Genomic DNA, 19066 nt, shown 5'->3' with positions numbered 1-19066 from the left:
CTGTCGCCGGCCGCCTGACCGGCCGGCGGTCCGGCGCCGGCAGCCGCGGCTCCGGGCGGGAGCGGGCATGGGCGAGATCAGGACCACCACGACACGGGCGACGCGGCCGGGCAAGGCGGTCAGCCGCCGCACCCGCATGGCGACGCCGGCCACCGGCGCGCCGGTGCGGCGCGCGTCCCGGCCGGCGCGCACGCCGACCCCCGGCCAGCGGCTGCGCTACCGGTTCGACAACGCCCTCGCCCGCGGTGCCGGCGTCGTGATCGGCTGGCTGGCGCTGCTGACCCTGGCGATCTTCGTCGTCGCCGGCCTGGCGTTCTGGGGCTTCGGGCTCGACGGTGTCAACGGCGAGGGGCCGGTGGCGAACCCCGCGGAGGGCATCTGGCAGGCGATGCTGCGCGTCGTCGACGCCGGCACGTTCGCAGGCGACAGCAGCTGGCCGATGCGGCTGCTGTCCTTCCTGGTCACCCTCGCCGGCATCTTCATCGCCGGCAGCCTGATCGGGTTGATCGCCAACGCCGTCGACCAGCGGATCGAGGGCCTGCGCAAGGGGCGCAGCCAGGTCCTCGAGTCCGGGCACACCGTCGTCCTCGGCTGGTCGCCGCGGATCGCCGCGATCGTGTCGGAGCTGGTCGTCGCCAACGCCAGCGAGCGGCGCGCGGCCGTGGTCGTCCTCGGCGCGGAGGACAAGACCGTGATGGAGGACGCGCTGGCGGCCGCCGTCGGCGACACCGGCACGACCCGGCTGGTCTGCCGCTCCGGCTCGCCGGCCTCGGTCGCGGACCTGGAGATGGTCGACGTCCTCGGTGCGCGCTCGGTGATCGTGATGAGCGCCGGGAACGGCGACGCCGACGCGATCCGCGCCGTGCTCGCCCTCAAGACGCTCGACCCGGAGTTCGCCGGCCCGCGGGTGGTCGCCGAGATCTCCGACCCCACGTACGCCGCGAGCCTCGCCGCGCTCACCGACGGGCGGGTGGTCACGGTCAACTCCGACCACGTGATCGCCGAGATCACCGCGCAGTCCTGCCGGCAGAGCGGCCTGTCGCAGGTGCTCCGCGACCTCATCGACTTCGACGGCGACGAGATCTACTTCGCCCCCTTCGACGAGCTCACCGGCCGCACCTACGCCGAGGTGCTGACCGCGTTCGACGCCTGCGCCGTCCTCGGGCTGGCCCGGGCCGACGGCCGCATCCTGCTCAACCCGCCGGCCGCGACGGTCCTCGGCGACGGCGACCAGGTCATCGCCGTCGCGGAGGACGACTCCACGTTCCGCTGCACCGGGACCACCACCTGGCCGGTGCCCGAGGCCGAGCTGCTGGCGGACGAGGTCCCGCTGCCCAAGCGGCTGCTCATCGTCGGCTGGAGCCAGCTCGGCGCGAAGGTGGTGCGCGAGTTCGACCAGTTCGCCGTCCCCGGCACCGTCGTCGACGTCGTCGTCGACCCAGCGCTGGTCGACCCGGGGGACGTGCTGGTCCAGGATCTGCAGCACACCGAGGTCCGCGTGCACCCGACCAGCGCCGGGCCCGAGGAGCTCGCCGCGCTGGTGCAGGACGGCGACTACGACCAGGGCATCGTGCTCAGCTACCGCGACGCCGTCGCGGCCGCCGACGGCGACGCCCGCACCCTGCTCACCCTGCTCGCGCTGCGGCGGGCCTGGCCGGCCGGCGGTGAGCGGGCGGTCCGGATCGTCGCCGAGGTGCTCGAGCGCGACGACGTCGAGCTGGTGCGGGCCGGCGGGGTGGACGACTGGATCGTCAGCGACGAGGTGACCAGCCTCGTGCTGGCCCAGCTCTCGGAGCGCACGGAGCTGGCCCAGGTCTTCGTGGAGCTCTTCGACCCCGAGGGTGCGCGGCTCGGGTTCCACCCGGCGCGCCGCTACGTCGGCCGGGAGCCCGTGCCCTTCGGCGCGGTCGTGGCGGCCGGGGCGTCCCGCGGGCAGTCGGTGCTCGGCTACCGCGTCGGCGCGACCGGGGAGGTGCGGCTGAACCCCGCCAAGAGCGAGGTGGTGGACCTCGGTGCGGCCGATTCGGTGCTCGTCGTCGAGAGCCGTGGCAGCGGTGCCGGGGGCGCCCGGTAGGATCGGCTCCGCAGTTGGAGGATTCGCCTAGTGGCCTATGGCGCTCGCTTGGAAAGCGGGTTGGGATAAAACCCTCGGGAGTTCGAATCTCCCATCCTCCGCAGCACCGGGCCCGCCCGTCCACCAGGACGCGGCGGGCCCGCCTGCGTCCGGGGGTGGTCGCGGCCGTGCTCTACAGTGGAGCCCGACCCCTCGTGTGGCGTCACCCTGTGAACCTCCCCAGGGCCGGAAGGCAGCAAGGATAAGCGGGCTCTGGCGGGTGCGCGGGGGGTCCTTTTCTTTCCCCGGGCCGCTCCGCGGACCGGTTCCACCCGGCTGCTCCGGGAGTGTCCCCGCCTCCGCGTAACCTGCCTCCGTGGCCCTGGCTCTGTACCGGAAGTACCGCCCGGCGACGTTCGCCGAGGTGGTCGGCCAGGAGCACGTGACCGCGCCGCTGGTGAACGCGGTCGACGGCGGCCGGATCAACCACGCCTACCTGTTCAGCGGTCCGCGCGGCTGCGGCAAGACGTCCTCGGCGCGCATCCTGGCGCGCTCGCTGAACTGCGAGCAGGGCCCGACGTCCACCCCGTGCGGGGTCTGCGCCTCCTGCGTCGCCCTGGCCCCCGACGGCCCCGGCTCGCTCGACGTCATCGAGATCGACGCGGCCAGCCACGGTGGTGTGGACGACGCCCGCGACCTGCGCGAGCGGGCCTTCTTCGCCCCGGTGAGCAGCCGGTACAAGGTCTACATCGTCGACGAGGCGCACATGGTCACCACGCAGGGCTTCAACGCCCTGCTGAAGGTGGTCGAGGAGCCGCCGGAGTTCCTCGTCTTCGTCTTCGCGACGACGGAGCCGGACAAGGTGCTGCCGACCATCCGGTCGCGCACGCACCACTACCCGTTCCGGCTCGTCCCGCCGACCACGCTGCGCGGCCTGCTGGAGAAGACCTGCGAGGCCGAGGGCGTCACCGTCGAGCCCACCGTGTTCCCGCTGGTCGTGCGCGCCGGTGGCGGTTCGGTCCGCGACTCGCTGTCCATCCTCGACCAGCTCCTGGCGGGTGCGGGGCCCGAGGGCGTGACCTACCGCAGCGCCGTCGGCCTGCTCGGGGTCACCGACGACGCGCTGCTCGACGAGACCATCGACGCCCTCGCCGCGCACGACGCCGCCGGGGTGTTCCGCGCCGTCGACCGCGTGGTCGAGGCCGGGCACGACCCGCGCCGGTTCGCCACCGACCTGCTGGACCGGCTGCGCGACCTGATCGTGCTGGACGCGGTGCCCGACGCCGGCGGCAACGGGCTGCTCGACTCCCCGTCCGACCGGGTGGACCTCATGAGCGCTCAGGCGCAGGCGCTGGGCTCCGCGACGCTGTCGCGCATGGCCGACACCGTGCACGAGGGCCTCACCGAGATGCGGGGGACGACGGCGCCGCGGCTGCTGCTCGAGCTGGTCTGCGCCCGCATGCTGCTGCCCGGCACCGACGGCTCGGCCGTGGCCACCCTGCAGCGGCTCGAGCGCCTCGAGCGGCGGATGTCGATCGCCGGCGAGCACGCCGGCCGGGTGGGCGGGGGAGCGGTAGCCGCGCCCGAGCCCGCGCGGGCCGCCGAGTCCCGCCCGGCACCGGCTCGCGCGCCCGAGCCCACCCGGGCGCCCGAGCCCACCAGGGCACCCGAGCCCGCCCGCGCGGCCGAGCCGGTCCGCGAGCAGCCGGCCGCCGCGCCGGCGTACGTCCGCCCGTCGCAGCGCCGCGAGGCCGCCGCCCAGCCGCCCGCCGCCCAGCAGCCGGCCGCCCGACCGCCCGCGGCCGCGGCCACCGACGACTGGCCGGAGACGGTGCAGCCCGGCTCGGGCCGCCGCTCCGCACCCGCCGCGGCGGCCCCGGCTGCGACGCCGGCCCCGCCGTCCCCGGCCCCGTCGTCCCCGGCGCCCGCCGCCGAGCGCGCGCCCGAGCCGAGCCGTCCGCGGGTGGCCGCTGGCGAGCCCGACATCCCGCTGCCCCCCGAGCCCACCGACGACGAGGACTGGCCGCACCCGGCCCGGCCCGAGGCCGTCCGCGCCGCCGCCGAGCGGGTGGAGGAGCCCCGGTCGGAGACCGCGCCGCGTCCCGCCGCCGAGTCCTCACCGGTGCCGCGCGGCGGCGAGCCGACCCCCGTGGTGTCGGCGAACCCGCCGGAGTCCGACGGCACGCTGAACACCAGCGACGTCCGGCGGGTGTGGCCCGAGCTGCTCAAGGTCGTCCGCGGGCACAAGCGCACCACCGAGGCGCTGCTCAAGAGCGCCCAGGTGCACGACCTCGCCAACGGGGTGCTCACGCTGGCCGCGACCTCGCCGGCGCTGGCGAAGATGCTCGGCGACGACCTCAACAAGGACGTCATCCGCGCCTCGCTGCAGGAGCTGCTCGGCGTCCGCTGGAAGGTGCAGGTCGTCGTCGAGGGCGCGACGGCCGCCGGCCCGGGGGCCAGCCGCGAGGACGCCCGCGCGGCGGCCCGCGCCGCGGAGGCCGCGGAGGCCCGCGAGCTCATGGCCGAGCGGGCGGCCGAGGCGTCGCTGCCCGAGGGCGAGCGCGAGCCCGCCGTCGACCCCGAGCAGGCCGCCCTCCAGCTGCTCAAGGCGCAGCTCGGCGCCCGCCCGATCGACTCCTGAGCCCGGTCGCCCCGCCGACACCAGCCGTCCCGGCCGAGCCGCTCCCGGTCGTATCCGCGGCCTACTCTCGGAGCATGTTCCCCGGAGGTGGCCAGCCCGACCTGGCGCAGCTGATGAAGCAGGCGCAGCAGATGCAGCAGCAGCTGGTCGCCGCGCAGGAGGAACTCGCGTCGCGCGAGGTGACCGGCACCGCCGGCGGCGGTCTCGTCTCGGCCACCATGACCGGCGCCGGCGAGCTGACCGCGCTCACCATCGACCCGTCGGCGGTCGACCCGGCCGACGTCGAGACGCTGCAGGACCTCGTCGTCGCCGCCGTCCGCGACGCCAAGCGCGCCGTCGACGAGCTGGCCGCCGACGCGATGGGCCCGCTGGCCGGTGGGCTCGGCGGCCCCGGCGGCGGGCTGGGCCTGCCCGGCTTCTGACCGCCCGACCCGGGCAGCGCGCCTGACCGGTTGCCCCTCCAGATCGCCCAGGGAACGAGGAACACCGTGTACGAGGGTGCCGTCCAGGACCTCATCGACGAGCTCGGCCGCCTCCCCGGCGTCGGGCCCAAGAGCGCGCAGCGGATCGCCTTCCACCTGCTGGCGTCGGAGTCCGCCGACGTCGGCCGGCTGGTGGCCGCGCTCACCCGCGTGCAGGCCGAGGTCCGCTTCTGCGTCACCTGCTACAACGTCGCCGAGGCCGAGCAGTGCCGCATCTGCCGCGACCCGCGCCGCTCCGAGGACGTCATCTGCGTCGTCGAGGAGCCCAAGGACGTCGTCGCCATCGAGCGCACCCGCGAGTTCCGCGGCCGCTACCACGTGCTCGGCGGAGCGATCAGCCCGATCGACGGCGTCGGCCCCGACGACCTGCGGGTCAAGGAGCTCATGACCAGGCTGATGAACAGCGGCGTCACCGAGCTGATCATCGCCACCGACCCGAACCTGGAGGGCGAGGCGACCGCGGCCTACCTGGCCCGGCTCGTCGGCCCGCTCGGCCTGACGGTGAGCCGGCTGGCCAGCGGGCTGCCGGTCGGCGGCGACCTGGAGTACGCCGACGAGGTCACCCTCGGCCGCGCTTTCGAGGGCCGCCGCACCATCACCGCCTGACCGCACCGCACAGGGACTTTCGGTACCGAAAGTCCGGGGAGGTGGGGGACTTTCGGTACCGAAAGTCCCGAGGGGGTGTCCGGGGAGGACAACGGCACGGGTCGGGGGTGGCTCACATCCGGGAGGGGTGAGGGGTCGCTCACATCCGGCACGGTCCGTGGTCGGAAACCGCCGGGACGGGGGAGACTCGACCCGTGGTGGGAGGTGGGGTGCTGACGCGTCGGCGTGCCATCGACCTCATGCGCACGGCCAGCCGCCTGTAGCTGCGGCTCGTCCGCGCCTGCCCGGGATCCCCGCGCCGGCGCCCCGTCCCGTGCCGCACCGCCGAGCCCCCACCGAGGCCTCCCCGTGATCGAACTGACCGACGTCCGCAAGGTCTTCCCCGCCCGCCGCGGGGCGGCCGCGGTGACCGCCGTCGACGGCATCTCGCTGTCGGTCGCCGACGGCGAGTTCGCCGGCGTCGTCGGCCCCAGCGGCTCGGGCAAGAGCACGCTGGCCCGGATGGTCAACCTGCTCGAGCGGCCGACCTCGGGCCGGGTCGTCGTCGACGGGCAGGTGCTCACCGACCTCGACGGCGACGGCGTCCGGCAGGCCCGGCGCACCGTCGGCATGGTCTTCCAGCACTTCAACCTGCTCGACTCGCGCACCGCCGCGGGCAACGTCGAGCACCCCCTCGAGCTCGCCGGGGTCGGCAAGGCCGAGCGCCGCCGCCGGGTCGCCGACCTGCTCGACCTCGTCGGCCTGGGCGACCGGCACGGCTCCCGGCCGGCCCAGCTCTCCGGCGGCCAGAAGCAGCGCGTCGCCATCGCCCGGGCGCTCGCGGCGCGACCGAAGGTGCTGCTCTGCGACGAGGCGACCAGCGCGCTGGACCCGGCCAGCACCGCCGGCGTCCTCGACCTGCTCCGCCAGGTGCGCGCGGAGCTGGGGCTCACCGTCCTGCTCATCACCCACGAGATGGCCGTCGTCCGCGCCGTCTGCGACAGCGCCGTGCTGCTGGACGCCGGCCGCGTCGTCGACGGCGGACCCCTCGCCGAGGTGCTCACCCGGCCGCACTCCGCGCTGGCCGCCCAGCTGCTGCCCGCCCCGGCCGCCGCCGGCGCCGCCGGCGACCTCGTGCGGATCACCGTCACCGAGGCCGCACCCGAGGGCCGGGTGCTGCGCACCCTGGCCGGCGAGCTCGGGCTGGACGTCGAGATCGTCGGCGGGTCGGTGGAGACCGTCGCCGGCCGGCGGTTCGGCCGCCTCCTGCTCGCGGTCACCGGGGACGACGGCCGGCTGGACCCCGCGCTGGAGCGGCTCCGCGACGGCGGCTCGCTGGTGGAGCGCGCCGTGCCCTGCGACCAGCCGCCGCCCGTCGACCTGACCGGGCCCGGGCCCGAACCCGCCCCCGGCGCCGGCGCCCCCGCGCTGACCCGCCTCCTCGACTCCCCGGACGTGCAGCGGTGAACGACTGGTCCCGCATCGCCCCGCAGCTGGCCGAGGCCACCTGGGACACCCTCTACATGGTCGGCGTCTCCACGCTGCTCACCGTGCTCGTCGGGGTGCCGCTCGGCGTGCTGCTCACGATCACCGCGCCCGGCGCGCTCTCCCCGCGGCCGGTGCTCCACCGGGTGCTGGGCCTGGTGGTCAACCTGGGCCGCTCGCTGCCGTTCATCATCCTGCTGGTGCTGGTCGCCCCGGTGACCCGCGGCATCGTCGGCACCACGATCGGCTCCACCGCGACGATCGTGCCGCTCACCATCGGCGCGGTCCCGTTCCTGGCCCGCCTGGTGGAGACCAGCCTGCGCGAGGTGAGCCCCGGCAAGGTCGAGGCGACGCTGTCCATGGGCGCCCGCCGGCGCGACGTCGTCCGCACGGTGCTGCTGCCCGAGGCGCTGCCCTCGCTGGTCGCCGGCGTCACCGTCACCGTCGTCGCGCTGATCAGCTACTCCGCGATGGCCGGTGCGATCGGCGGCGGCGGGCTCGGCGACTTCGCCATCCGCTACGGCTACCAGCAGTTCCGCACCGACATCACCGTGACCACCGTCGTCCTGCTGCTGGTGCTGGTCCAGCTCCTGCAGTGGGCCGGCGACCGGTGGGCCCGGCGTCTCGCGCACGTCTGAGCCCACGCACCGCCCCACGAGCAAGGAGATCCACCATGTCCCGCCCCCGTAGGTCCGTCCTGGCCGCCGTCGCGGCCGCCGCCGTGCTCGGCCTGTCCGCGTGCGGGGGTGACGCGGAGCTCTCCGGCGCCGACGAGCCGCTGCGCGTCGGCGCCTCGCCGGTGCCGCACGCCGAGATCCTGAACTTCATCGCCGACGAGCTCGCCGACGACGCCGGTCTGGAGCTGGAGATCGTCGAGTTCACCGACTACGTGCAGCCCAATGTCGCCCTCGACGACGGCTCGCTGGACGCCAACTTCTTCCAGACCGTGCCGTACCTGGAGGAGCAGGAGAAGAACGCCGGCTACGACTTCACCGCCCTCGACCCGGTGCACATCGAGCCGCTGGGCCTGTACTCCGAGTCGATCGACGACGTCGCCGCCCTGCCCGACGGCGCGACGATCGCCATCCCGAACGACCCGACCAACGCCGGCCGCGCGCTGCGGCTGCTCGAGGCCAACGACCTGCTCACGCTGGCCGACACCGGGGACGACGCCCCGACGGCGCTCGACGTCGACCAGAACCCGAAGAACCTCGAGATCACCGAGGTCGAGGCCGCGCAGCTGCCCCGCTCGCTGGCCGACGTCGACGCCGCGGTCATCAACGGCAACTACGCCATCGACGCCGACCTGAACCCGGCCGAGGACGCGCTCGTGCTGGAGGAGGGCGAGGGCAACCCGAACGCCAACCTGCTCGTCGTGCGCACCGGCGACGAGGGCGACGAGCGGATCACGAAGCTGGAGGAGCTGCTGCACTCCGACGAGGTCCGCACCTTCATCGAGGAGACCTACTCCGGCGCGGTCCTGCCCGCGTTCTGATGACATCCGGTGAGCCCGGGCACACGGACGAGGACGTCCGCGTGTCCGGGCTCACTGCTGCAGTCACGACGTCATAACGGTGTCGGGACGGGATTCCTTGCGGCCGCACCGGCGTGTTAGACCTGCTTCATCCACTGACCTGTGGTGGCCCGCAGCCGCGCCCGGTGCGCCGCGCGGGTCGCATTTTGATGAAGACGAGGTATCGGATGATCTCCGGATCGAGCAGCCGTCGGCGCATGGTCGCCACGGCGGGCGTCGCGGTGACCGCTCTCCTGCTGAGCGCCTGCGGCGGCGACGACGACGGTGGCAACGGCGGTTCCGGTGGCGGCTCCGGCAGCGGCGGCGCCCTGACCATCGGCACCACCGACAAGATCACCTTCCTCGACCCGGCCGGTTCCTACGACAACGGCTCGTTCGCGGTCATGAACCAGATCTACCCGTTCCTGCTGAACACCCCGTACGGCAGCCCGGACGTCGAGCCCGACATCGCCGAGTCGGCGGAGTTCACCTCCCCGACCCAGTACACGGTCACCCTGAAGCCGGGCCTGAAGTGGGCCAACGGCAACGACCTGACCAGCTCCGACGTCAAGTTCACCTTCGACCGCCAGCTGGCGATCGCGGACGAGAACGGCCCGTCCTCGCTGCTCTACAACCTCGACAGCGTCGAGACCCCGGACGACACCACGGTCGTGTTCAACCTGAAGACCGAGAACGACCAGGTCTTCCCGCAGATCCTCTCCAGCCCGGCCGGCCCGATCGTGGACGAGGACGTCTTCTCGGCCGACGAGATCACCCCGGACCAGGAGATCGTCGACGGCGAGGCCTTCCACGGTCAGTACGTCATCACGAACTACGACCAGAACAACCTGATCTCCTACGAGGCCTACCCCGACTACCAGGGTGTGCTGGGCGAGGCGAAGACCGAGAAGGTCAACGTCAAGTACTACGCCGAGGCCTCGAACCTCAAGCTGGACATCCAGCAGGGCAACATCGACGTCGCGTGGCGCAGCCTGACCGCCACGGACATCGACGACCTGCGTGGCAACGACGACGTCAAGGTCGTCGACGGCCCCGGCGGCGAGATCCGCTACATCGTGTTCAACTTCAACACCCAGCCGTTCGGCGCCACCACGCCGGAGGTCGACCCGGCCAAGGCGCTGGCCGTCCGCCAGGCCGCCGCCGACCTGCTCGACCGCGAGGAGATCGCCGAGCAGGTCTACAAGGGCACCTACACGCCGCTGTACTCCCACGTCCCCGAGGGCCTGACCGGCGCGATCGAGCCGCTCCTGGAGAAGTACGGCGACAACGAGGGCGGCCCCGACGCCGCCGCGGCGAAGGCCCGCCTCGAGGCGGCCGGCGTCACCACCCCGGTCGAGCTGAACCTGCAGTACTCGAACGACCACTACGGCCCGTCCTCGGCCGACGAGTACGCGCTGATCAAGGACCAGCTCGAGGCGGACGGCCTGTTCACGGTCAACCTGCAGACCACCGAGTGGACCCAGTACTCGGAGCAGCGCACCGCGGACGCCTACCCGGCCTACCAGCTCGGCTGGTTCCCGGACTACTCCGACGCCGACAACTACCTGACGCCGTTCTTCCTGCTGGAGAACTTCCTCAGCAACCACTACGAGAACCAGCAGGTCAACGACCTGATCCTGCAGCAGGCGACGACGGCCGACCCCGCCGAGCGCCAGGGCCTGCTCGAGCAGATCCAGGACCTGGTCGCCGACGACCTGTCCACGCTGCCCTACCTGCAGGGCGCCCAGGTCGCCGTCGTCGGTTCCGACGTCGAGGGCGCGGAGGACACGCTCGATGCGTCCTTCAAGTTCCGCTACGGCGCCCTGAGCAAGGGCTGATCCCACCAGCTGGGAGACTGTAGGCACCACGGCCCCGGGTGACCCGCCGCGAGCGGGTCACCCGGGGTCTGCCGTGTGAGGGCCCGAAAGAACCGAGTGGGAGAGATGACCACCACCACGACCGAGCTGACCGGGGGCGGAGCCGCCCCCGAGGCCGCGCCCACCGCGGCTCGTCAGCGCCGCAGCGGGGGGCTGGGCAGCTACCTGCTCGTCCGCTTCCTGCTGATCTTCCCGACGATCTTCATCCTCGTGACGACGGTCTTCGTCCTCATGCGCCTGACCGGTGACCCGATCACCGCCGCGCAGGGCGGCCGGCTCCCGGCCGAGGAGCTCGCCCGGCGGATCGCCGAGGCCGGCTACGACCGGCCGATCCTCGTCCAGTACTGGGAGTACCTCGGCCAGCTCGCCCGCGGCGACTTCGGGACGGCGATCAGCGACGGCCGCGAGATCAGCGACATGCTGACCACGTTCGGCGCCGCCACCCTCGAGCTCGCCTTCTACGCGCTGATCGTGGCGTTCGCCGTCGGCATCCCGCTCGGCCGGCTCGCCGCCTACCTGCGCGACCGCTGGCCCGACGCGCTGCTGCGCGTGTTCGCGATCCTCTGCTACGCCACCCCGGTCTTCTTCGCGGGCCTGCTGCTCAAGCTGGTCTTCGCGGTCAACCTCGGCTGGCTCCCGGTCGCGGGGCGCGCCTCCACCGGCGCGGAGATCCAGCTCCAGTCCCTGGAGAACCCCACCGGCATCTACCTGATCGACGCGATCAAGCTCGGCGACGGCGAGGTCCTCCGGGACGTGCTGGAGCACGCCGTCCTCCCGGCCATCGCGCTGGGCCTGCTCACCGCCGGGGTCTTCCTCCGGCTGGTGCGCACCAACGTCATCGGCACCCTGGGCAGCGGCTACGTGGAGGCGGCACGCTCCCGCGGGGTCAGCGAGCGCCGGCTGCTGCGCAAGCACGCCTACCGGCCCGCGCTCATCCCGATCGTCACCGTGATCGGCCTGCAGATCGCGCTGCTGCTCGGCGGCGCGGTGCTCACCGAGACCACCTTCGAGTGGAAGGGCCTGGGCTTCCAGCTGGTCGAGTACCTGCAGGCCCGCGACTTCGTCGCCGTCCAGGGCATCGTGGTCCTGGCCGCGGTCATCGTGGCGCTGGTCAACTTCGTCGTCGACGTCATCGCCGCGCTCATCGACCCCCGGGTGAGGTACTGAGATGGCCACCAGCACGAACGCCGAGCCCGCCGACGCCCCCGCCGCCGGCCGCCGGCCCCGCGGGTGGCGCGGCCTGCCGGTCGTCCACCAGCTCCGCCAGAGCGTCGGCCTGCAGCGCGGCATGCTCGTCGCCGGACTGGTCCTGACCGGCATCTTCCTGATCACCGCGATCTTCGCGCCGCTGCTGGCGCCCTACGAGTTCAACCAGCTGCGCGACCCCAGCGGCCCGTTCGGCGCCCAGCAGGAGCCGTCGTCGGCGCACTGGCTGGGCACCACGGTCGGTGGGTACGACGTGCTCTCCCGCGTCATCTGGGGCACGCGGACGGCGCTGTACGTGATCGTCGCCGCCGTCCTCATGTCGATCGTGATCGGCGTGCTGCTCGGGCTGATCGCCGGCTACTTCGGCGGCTGGCTGGACCGCGTGCTCGTCGTCGTCGCGGACGCGATCTACGCCTTCCCGTCGCTGCTGCTGGCGATCGTCGTGGGCCATCGTGCTCAACGGGGGCGAGTCCAGCCTCAAGGGCGGCATCATGGCCGCGGCCCTCTCCATCACCGTGATCTTCGTGCCGCAATACCTCCGGGTGGTGCGCGCGGAGACGGTGCGGATCAAGGCCGAGGCCTACGTCGAGTCCGCCCGCGTCATCGGCGCCTCGCACTGGCGGATCATGTCGCGGCACGTCTTCCGCAACGCCACGCGCACGCTGCCGCTGATCCTCACCCTCAACGCGTCCGAGGCGATCCTGACGCTGGCCGGCCTGGGCTTCCTCGGCTTCGGCATCGAGCCCACGGCCGCCGCCGAGTGGGGCTACGACCTGCAGAAGTCGCTGTCCGACGTCACCAGCGGCATCTGGTGGACCTCGCTGTTCCCCGGCCTGGCGATCGTGCTCGTCGTCCTGGGGCTGACCCTGGTCGGCGAGAGCCTCAACGACCTGGCCGACCCGCGGCTGCGCACCCGCCGCCGCGGCCCGACGACGGCGGCCGACGTCGCGGAGACCTCGGTCGTGCCCGGCGCCATCGCCGCGGACGACCTGTACGTGGACGAGAAGGGTGCCGAGCTGTGACGACCACACCCGCGCGCGACGTCGTCGAGATCGAGAAGCTGTCGGTCACGTTCGCCACGGACGCAGGCGACGTCGCCGCCGTCCGCGACGTCAGCCTGACCGTGGGCGCCGGCGAGGTGCTGGCGATCGTGGGGGAGAGCGGCAGCGGCAAGACCGTCACCGCGCGGAGCATCCTCGGGCTGCTGCCCGAGACCGCGCTCACCCGCGGCGCGATCGTGCTCACCAGCAAGGACGGCAGCAGCAGTGCCGACGTCGTCGCGCTGTCCCGCCGCGACCTGGGCGACGTGCGCGGCCGGGACGCCGCCATGGTGTTCCAGGAGCCCTCCACCGCGCTGAACCCGGTGTTCCCGGTCGGCTGGCAGATCGCCGAGGGCCTGCGCGCCCACGGCGACTACAGCAAGAAGGAGGCGCGGGCCAAGGCGATCGACGTCCTGCGCCGCGTCGGCATCCCGGACCCCGAGACGCGGGTCGACCACTACCCGCACCAGTTCTCCGGCGGGCAGAAGCAGCGCATCGTCATCGCCCAGGCGCTGGCGCTGGACCCCGGCGTGATCATCGCCGACGAGCCGACCACCGCCCTCGACGTGACCGTGCAGGCCGAGATCCTCGACCTGCTGCGCCGCTGCCGCGACGAGTTCGGCACCGCGATCGTGCTGATCACGCACAACATGGGCGTGGTCGCGGACCTCGCGGACCGGGTCGCGGTCATGTACCACGGCCGGATCGTCGAGCAGGCCGACGTCCGGACGCTGTTCACCGCGCCGAAGGACGACTACACCCGCCAACTGCTGGGCTCCGTGCCGCGGCTGGGCGAGGGACGCGCCCGCACGGCCGACCGGGCCGCCGCCCGGCCCGCCGGCTGGCAGGAGGCGGCGCCGGTGGTGGAGGCCCGCGACCTGCGGATCGTCTACCCCGGCCGGCTGCGCCAGCCCGACTTCGTCGCGGTGGACGGGGTCAGCTTCGCGATCCGCCCGGGCGAGGTGCTGGGGCTGGTCGGCGAGAGCGGCAGCGGCAAGACCACGATCGGCCGGGCGATCGCCGGGCTGACCAAGGTCACCGGCGGCTCGCTCACCGTGCACGGCACCGAGATGAACGGGCTCAAGGAGCGGGCGTTCCGGCCGCTGCGCGAGCGGATCGGGTTCGTCTTCCAGGACCCGGCGTCCAGCTTCAACCCGCTGCTGACGATCGCCGACGCCGTCGCCGAGCCGCTCGTCGTGCACAAGCGGGCGAAGAACCCGCAGGCGGCGCGCGGCCGGGTCGACGAGCTGCTCGAGGCGGTGCAGCTGCCGAAGAGCTTCGGCGACCGCTTCCCGCACGAGCTCTCCGGCGGTCAGCGGCAGCGCGCGAGCCTGGCCCGTGCGCTGGCCCTGGACCCCGAGTTGCTGATCGCCGACGAGCCCACCTCGGCGCTGGACGTGTCGGTGCAGGCGCGGGTGCTCGAGCTGTTCGACGAGCTGCAGCGCGAGCTGGGCTTCGCCTGCCTGTTCATCAGCCACGACCTCGCCGTCGTCGACCTGCTGGCCGACCGCATCGCGGTGCTCTACAAGGGCGAGCTGGTCGAGGAGGGCACCGGCGAGCAGGTGCTCGGCGCTCCGCAGCACCCGTACACGCAGCGGTTGCTGGCCTCGCTGCCCGTGCCCGATCCCGACGAGCAGGCCCGCCGCCGCGCCGAGTGGGACCGCCTCCGCTGACCGACGGGAGGGCGGGCTACTCGAGGACGACGTCGGTGCCGGAGCGGGTGGCGCGGCGGACGCGCAGCCGGGCCAGCGAGCCGAGCAGCCGCACCAGCTGGGTGTAGCCCGGGGTCGGGCCGTGGTAGCCGAGGAAGCCGCGCGGCCCCTCGACCATCTCGCCCGTGCGCACGTCGTAGCGGCTCTGGTGCCAGGGGCAGACCAGGCAGCCGTCGGCGTCCAGCGAGCCCTCCGACAGGTCGGCCAGCTGGTGCCGGCAGCGGCGGGAGACGGCGAAGTGGCGGTCCGCGCCGTCGGGTTCGGGGCCGCGGTTGCCCACGGCCCAGTCGCCGACACGGCGGACGGTGCCCGGGGGCAGCTCGGTGGCGGGGATCCGGTCGTCGTCCGGCACGGGGTCTCCTCGGGTGGTCGGGACGTCGAGCCCCCCTACCCGCAGGGCGGCCGCCGGACCCCCACCTCCTCGGTACTGTCGTCTCCCGCACCGATTCGCTCCAGGAGGTGGCCGTGCGCCGGCTGTTCGTGGTTCTCGGCGCATCCGCCGTGCTCGGCCTGGCCGCGTCCCCGGCCCTCGCGCAGGAGCCGTTCCGCCTCGAGGACCAGATCGTCGACGAGGCCGGGGTGCTGGGGGACGAGTCGGAGATCGAGGCCGCGCTCGACGAGCTGCAGTCCGAGGACGGCACGCAGCTGTTCGTCGTCTTCGTGGACTCGTTCGACGGCGTGGACTCGCAGGACTGGATGCTGTCGACCGGCGAGCTCTCCGGGCTGGGCGGCGGGGACGCGATGCTGGCCGTGGCGGTCGACGACGGCGCCTACGGGTTCATCCCGCCGAACGGCTCGGACATGAGCAACGAGGAGATCGACCGGCTGGCCGGGCAGGCCGTGGAGCCGGAGTTCGCCGACGGCGACTGGGAGGCCGGTGTCGTCGCGTTCGCCGACATCCTGCGCACCGGCAAGGCGCCCGGCTCCGGATCGGGCGGTGGGGGTGCCCTGCTGGTGGTCGGCGGGGTCGCGGTCGTCGGCGGCGGCGCCTACCTGGTCGCGCGGAACCGCCGCAAGAAGCAGCGGGCGGCACTGCCGCCGGTCGCGCGGATCGAGCAGGTCGACCCCCACGCCGGCGAGCCGACGGAGAAGCTGCAGTTCCGGGCCAGCACCGCGCTGCTCGAGCTGGACGAGGCGATGCAGACCTCCCAGCTCGACCTCGACTACGCCCGCGCGCAGTACGGGCCGCAGGCGGTGGAGGGTTTCGACAAGGCCCTGGCCGCCTCCCGCGACGAGCTCTCCCGGGCGTTCACGCTGCGCCAGCAGCTGGACGACGACGTCCCGGAGGACGAGCCGACCACCCGGAAGATGCTCGGCGAGATGCTGCAGCTGACCCAGGCGGCGGGCGCACGCCTGGACGAGCAGGCCGCGGCGTTCGCGGCGCTGCGCGACCTCGAGCACACCGCGCCGCAGGTGCTGGACGCGCTCGCGCCGCGGATCGCCGAGCTGCACGCCCGGATCCCGCAGGAGGAGGAGCGGCTCGGCGCGCTGCGGCAGGGGTTCGCCGACACCGCCACGGCCCCGGTCGCGGACAACGTGACCGAGGCCCGCGCCCGGCTGGCCGCGGCCGAGCAGGAGGTGCAGGAGGCCCGGACGGCGCTCGCCTCGCCCGAGCCCGGCACCGCCGTCGGCGACATCCGCGCGGCCGAGGACGCGGTGGCGCAGACGACCACGCTGCTGAACGCCGTCGGCCGGCTCGGCGCCGACCTGGAGGCCGCCGGGGGCCGCGTCGCCGCGGTGCGCGCCGAGACGGAGAAGGATCTCGCCGAGGCCCGGGCGCTCACCGCGTCCGGGGACCGCAGCGGCCTGCGCCCGCAGATCTCCCGCGCCGAGGCGGCCCTGGCCGCGGCCGACGAGCTGCTCGCCGGGGAGCGGCCCGACCCGCTGGCCGCGCTCCGGCAGCTGGAGGAGGCCGACATCGCGCTGGACCAGGGGCTCACCGTGGCCCGCGACGCCGAGGCCCAGGCGCGCCGGGCGGCCGGCGCGCTGGAGCAGGCGGTGCTGACCGCCCGGGCCGAGATCGCGTCCGCGCGCGACTTCATCGCCACCCGCCGCGGCGCGGTCGGCGCCGAGGCGCGCACCCGGCTGGCCGAGGCGCAGCGGCACCTCGACGCCGCGGTGGACCGCGGGCGCGACGAGCCGGTGGCCGCGCTGCAGGAGGCCCACCAGGCGACCTCGCTGGCGCGGTCGGCCCTGTCGCGGGCGCAGGACGACCTGCAGGGCTGGGGCGGCGGCCCCGGCGGCTTCGGTGGCGGGTACGGGCCGGGGTACCGCCGCGGCGGGGTGGACCTCGGCAGCCTGGTGCTCGGCGGCATCCTCGCCGGCGGCTCCCGCGGCGGGTTCGGCGGTGGCTTCGGCGGCGGCGGTGGCTTCGGGGGAGGCGGCGGCTTCGGCGGCGGTGGCGGAGGGGGCGGCGGCTTCGGCGGTGGCGGGGGCGGCGGCGGCCGGTTCTGATCCGCAATCCCGTGCAAGCGCACCGGATTGGTGTGCTTTGCTGGGATCTCGCCGTCCCGACGCTCGCGAGGTCCTCATGCAGTTCCACTGGTTCCTGCCCACGCGCGGCGACGGGCACGACGCGGCTCCGGCGACGACGGTCACCGGCACCTCCCGGACGGCGCTGCGCCGGCCGGCCACGCTGCGCTACCTCGGCGACGTCGCCCGCGCCGCCGAGCAGTCCGGCTTCACCGGCGTGCTCACCCCGGTCGGCGCCGGCTGCCCCGATCCGTGGATCGTCTGCTCCTCGCTGGCCGCGCTGACCGACCGGCTGGAGTTCCTGGTCGCGCTGCGGCCGGGGTTCGCGCTGCCCACGCTGGTCGCGCAGCAGGCGGCGACCTTCCAGGAGCTCAGCGGCAACCGGCTGCGGATCAACGTCGTCACCGGCGGTGACCCGGTCGAGCAGCGGGCCTACGGCGACTTCCTGGACCACGACGCGCGCTACGCCCGCACCGGGGAGTTCCTGGAGGTCTTCCGCCGCAGCTTCGAGGGCCGGCCGTTCGACTTCGCCGGGGAGCACGTGCGCGTCGAGGGCGCCGGCCTGGCCGCGCCCGCGCCGATGCCGCGGATCTACCTGGGCGGGGCCTCCGGGCCGGCCGAGGACGTCACGGCGCGACTGGTCGACACCTACCTGACCTGGGGCGAGCCGCCCGCGCTGGTCGGCGAGCGGGTGGAGCGGGTGCGCGAGAAGGCCGCGGCCGCGGTGCCGGGAGGTCCGGTTCGGCATCCGGCTGCACGTGCTGAGCAGGGACACCGCCGAGGAGGCCTGGGGCGTCGCCGACCGCATGCTGGCCGGGATGGCGCCCGAGGCGATCGCGGCCACGCAGGCCCGGTTCGCCCGGATGGACTCCGTGGGGCAGGCGCGCATGGCGGCGCTGCACGGCGGCACCGCGGCCGACGGGGCGCGCTCGCTGGAGGTCGCACCCAACCTGTGGGCCGGCATCGGGCTGGTGCGCGAGGGTGCGGCCACCGCGCTCGTGGGCAGCCACGAGCAGGTCGCGGAGCGGATCTCGGAGTACGCCGGCCTCGGCTTCGACGAGTTCATCCTCTCCGGCTACCCGCACCTCGAGGAGGCCTGGCGGGTGGGCGAGGAGGTGCTCCCGCTGCTGGGCGCGCAGGCCCTCGCCGCCTGAAGACGACGGGCCGCCGTTCTGTCGGACCCCGGTGGCATCGTGACCTGCCTCACACCCGAGGGAGGAACGAGATGCCCACACGAGACACCGCCTGGCCCGCCGGCACCCCCTGCTGGATCGACTACGGCGCGGCCGACCCGGACGCCGCCAAGTCCTTCTACGCCGAGCTCATGGGCTGGGTGTGGACCGGCGGCGAACCCGAGTACGGCGGCTACGCGAACGCGGAGAAGGACGGCCGGCAGGTCGCCGGCCTCGGCCCGCTCACCGAGGGGGACCCGCCGTCGTGGACGACGTACTTCGCGACGGAGGACGCCGCGGCCACGGCGGCGCGCATCCGCGAGGCCGGGGGCGCCGTGGTCGTGGAGCCGATGGAGATCGGGCCGGTCGGCACGATGGTCATGGCGCGGGACCCGCAGGGGAACGCGTTCGGCCTCTGGCAGGCCGGTGAGCACACCGGCGTCCAGCGCTTCAACGAGCCCGGCTCGCTGGTCTGGAACGAGGCCGCGGTCCAGGACCCGGCCGCCGCCCAGGAGTTCTACACCGCGGTCTTCGGTTTCCGGTGGGATCCGGTGGAGGGCATGGAGTACTCGACCTTCCGCACCGCTGACCGCCCGCTGGGCGGGCTGGGGCCGGTGCAGCCGGGCCTGCCCACGGGCTGGACGGTCTGCTTCGCCGTCGCGTCCGCCGACGGCACCGTGGCCGCCGTCGAGGCCGCCGGCGGGAAGGTGCTGCACCCGGCCGAGGACAGCCAGTTCGGCCGGTTCGCGGTTCTCGAGGACCCCTGGGGCGCCGCCTTCTCGATCATGGAGGCCGCCACGGAGGAGTGACCGCCGCAGGTCCCGCCCC

15 protein-coding genes, 1 tRNA gene, 1 other RNA gene and 1 pseudogene are annotated in these 19066 nt (G+C 74.1%); 16 read left to right on the top strand and 2 right to left on the bottom strand.

Features of this window, described 5'->3' with window-relative positions; genetic code table 11:
• Window positions 1–67: 67 nt before the first annotated feature.
• From JKP76_RS03135 to JKP76_RS03085, 11 genes are all read left to right on the top strand, one after another.
• Window positions 68–2074, top strand: a complete 2007-nt coding sequence (locus tag JKP76_RS03135; protein ID WP_200489511.1) for a hypothetical protein — start codon at window positions 68–70, stop codon at window positions 2072–2074.
• Window positions 2075–2090: 16 nt separating this feature from the next.
• A tRNA-Ser gene (locus tag JKP76_RS03130) sits at window positions 2091–2175 on the top strand.
• A gap of 82 nt (window positions 2176–2257) precedes the next feature.
• Window positions 2258–2353: signal recognition particle sRNA small type (ffs, locus tag JKP76_RS03125), an RNA gene on the top strand.
• A 76-nt stretch (window positions 2354–2429) separates the two neighbouring features.
• Complete coding sequence (locus JKP76_RS03120) at window positions 2430–4694, top strand: DNA polymerase III subunit gamma and tau (RefSeq protein ID WP_200489510.1); 2265 nt, start codon at window positions 2430–2432, stop codon at window positions 4692–4694.
• A gap of 74 nt (window positions 4695–4768) precedes the next feature.
• On the top strand, window positions 4769–5116 hold the full coding sequence (locus JKP76_RS03115) for a YbaB/EbfC family nucleoid-associated protein (protein ID WP_200489509.1): 348 nt from the start codon (window positions 4769–4771) through the stop codon (window positions 5114–5116).
• Window positions 5117–5182: 66 nt separating this feature from the next.
• A complete protein-coding gene (recR, locus tag JKP76_RS03110) occupies window positions 5183–5782 on the top strand; it encodes a recombination mediator RecR (RefSeq protein ID WP_200489508.1) in 600 nt (199 codons plus the stop codon).
• A gap of 348 nt (window positions 5783–6130) precedes the next feature.
• Window positions 6131–7228: an ATP-binding cassette domain-containing protein gene (locus JKP76_RS03105; protein WP_309229404.1), complete on the top strand. Its 1098-nt coding sequence runs from the start codon at window positions 6131–6133 to the stop codon at window positions 7226–7228.
• Window positions 7225–7884: a methionine ABC transporter permease gene (locus tag JKP76_RS03100; protein ID WP_200489507.1), complete on the top strand. Its 660-nt coding sequence runs from the start codon at window positions 7225–7227 to the stop codon at window positions 7882–7884. Before JKP76_RS03105 ends, JKP76_RS03100 begins: the two co-directional genes overlap by 4 nt.
• Window positions 7885–7919: 35 nt before the next feature.
• On the top strand, window positions 7920–8741 hold the full coding sequence (locus tag JKP76_RS03095) for a MetQ/NlpA family ABC transporter substrate-binding protein (RefSeq protein WP_200489506.1): 822 nt from the start codon (window positions 7920–7922) through the stop codon (window positions 8739–8741).
• A gap of 236 nt (window positions 8742–8977) precedes the next feature.
• Window positions 8978–10597, top strand: coding sequence for an ABC transporter substrate-binding protein (locus tag JKP76_RS03090; RefSeq protein WP_242471168.1), 1620 nt, complete (start codon window positions 8978–8980; stop codon window positions 10595–10597).
• Window positions 10598–10702: 105 nt separating this feature from the next.
• Window positions 10703–11803 (top strand): ABC transporter permease, encoded by a 1101-nt coding sequence (locus JKP76_RS03085; RefSeq protein WP_200489504.1) that lies wholly within the window; start codon window positions 10703–10705, stop codon window positions 11801–11803.
• Here JKP76_RS03085 and JKP76_RS03080 read toward each other — a convergent pair.
• A complete protein-coding gene (locus tag JKP76_RS03080) occupies window positions 11778–12293 on the bottom strand; it encodes a hypothetical protein (RefSeq protein ID WP_200489503.1) in 516 nt (171 codons plus the stop codon). The genes JKP76_RS03085 and JKP76_RS03080 overlap by 26 nt on opposite strands.
• A 1-nt stretch (window position 12294) precedes the next feature.
• Here JKP76_RS03080 and JKP76_RS03075 point away from each other — a divergent pair, with 1 nt between their 5' ends.
• Both JKP76_RS03075 and JKP76_RS23190 read left to right on the top strand, forming a co-directional pair.
• A complete protein-coding gene (locus JKP76_RS03075; RefSeq protein WP_200489502.1) occupies window positions 12295–12864 on the top strand; it encodes an ABC transporter permease in 570 nt (189 codons plus the stop codon).
• On the top strand, window positions 12861–14555 hold the full coding sequence (locus JKP76_RS23190) for an ABC transporter ATP-binding protein (protein WP_200489501.1): 1695 nt from the start codon (window positions 12861–12863) through the stop codon (window positions 14553–14555). Before JKP76_RS03075 ends, JKP76_RS23190 begins: the two co-directional genes overlap by 4 nt.
• Before the next feature lie 16 nt (window positions 14556–14571).
• Here the strand turns inward: JKP76_RS23190 and JKP76_RS03065 are convergent, their stop codons facing one another.
• Window positions 14572–14946, bottom strand: a complete 375-nt coding sequence (locus JKP76_RS03065) for a Rieske (2Fe-2S) protein (RefSeq protein WP_200489500.1) — start codon at window positions 14944–14946, stop codon at window positions 14572–14574.
• Window positions 14947–15059: 113 nt separating this feature from the next.
• On the opposite strand from JKP76_RS03065, the gene JKP76_RS03060 reads away from it, so the two are divergent.
• From JKP76_RS03060 to JKP76_RS03050, 3 genes and pseudogenes are all read left to right on the top strand, one after another.
• Window positions 15060–17048, top strand: a complete 1989-nt coding sequence (locus tag JKP76_RS03060; protein ID WP_200489499.1) for a TPM domain-containing protein — start codon at window positions 15060–15062, stop codon at window positions 17046–17048.
• A gap of 76 nt (window positions 17049–17124) precedes the next feature.
• Window positions 17125–18220: pseudogene (locus JKP76_RS23830) on the top strand (LLM class flavin-dependent oxidoreductase).
• 71 nt (window positions 18221–18291) lie between these two features.
• Window positions 18292–19047 (top strand): VOC family protein, encoded by a 756-nt coding sequence (locus tag JKP76_RS03050; RefSeq protein ID WP_200489498.1) that lies wholly within the window; start codon window positions 18292–18294, stop codon window positions 19045–19047.
• Window positions 19048–19066 lie beyond the last annotated feature (19 nt).

Source organism: Blastococcus sp. TML/C7B (genome assembly GCF_016612845.1).
GTDB lineage: Bacteria > Actinomycetota > Actinomycetes > Mycobacteriales > Geodermatophilaceae > Blastococcus.
The sequence above is the reverse complement of the archived record's forward strand: the minus strand, read 5'-3'. Positions and strand labels throughout refer to the sequence as shown.